The organism is Bartonella sp. MR168JLCBS (assembly GCF_042194175.1).
Map to the genome: position 1 here is coordinate 1 of NZ_JBHIMP010000446.1, position 657 is coordinate 657.

Annotated in this window: 1 protein-coding gene; it reads left to right on the forward strand. The window is 41.7% G+C overall.

What is annotated here, in order from left to right; translation table 11 throughout:
• Positions 1-645, forward strand: a 645-nt coding sequence (locus ACFIK8_RS11880; RefSeq protein WP_375669546.1) for an HlyD family secretion protein, incomplete at its 5' end; no start/stop codon positions are given.
• Positions 646-657: the final 12 nt, after the last annotated feature.

A 657-nucleotide genomic window follows, 5' to 3' on the forward strand; every position in this document is an offset into this window, starting at 1 on the left:
ATCACAGAACTTAAAGCTAATCGTTATGCTCCCCAGTCTGATGTTGATGATGCTAAATCAGCTTATGAACAAGCCATTGCTAATGTTAAACGTGCAGATGCGCAAATAGCTGCAGCACACGCTAACATCCAAGTGCTAGAAGCACAACGAAGTGAAACAGAAAGCCAAACAAAGAGTTTAGAACTCACGCGTGAAAAAGCACAACGTGATCTTGATTCAACCATTATACGGGCTCCATTTGATGGAGTTATTGGAAATTTAACAGCAAAAACGGGGGACTTTGTTGGGAATGGCCAACGTCTTGCAGCGCTTGTCCCTATACATGCACTTTATGTTGAAGCGAACTATAAAGAAACACAGTTGCAAAATATTCGTGCTGGACAAACAGCTTATATTGCTGTTGATGCCTTCAAAAAAGATGTTTTTACAGGAACAGTGCTTTCTATTGCACCCGCAACAGGAGCTGTTTTTTCTCTCCTCCCTCCACAAAATGCCACCGGCAACTTCACCAAAATTGTCCAACGCATTCCAGTACGTGTTTCTATCCCGAAGGAAGCATTAAAAGGCGGGCGTATCCGAGCAGGAATGAGTGTTTCTGTACAAATTGATACACGTACGAAGCCGCAAAATGAAAATCTCTTATAATTCAAAGAAAAA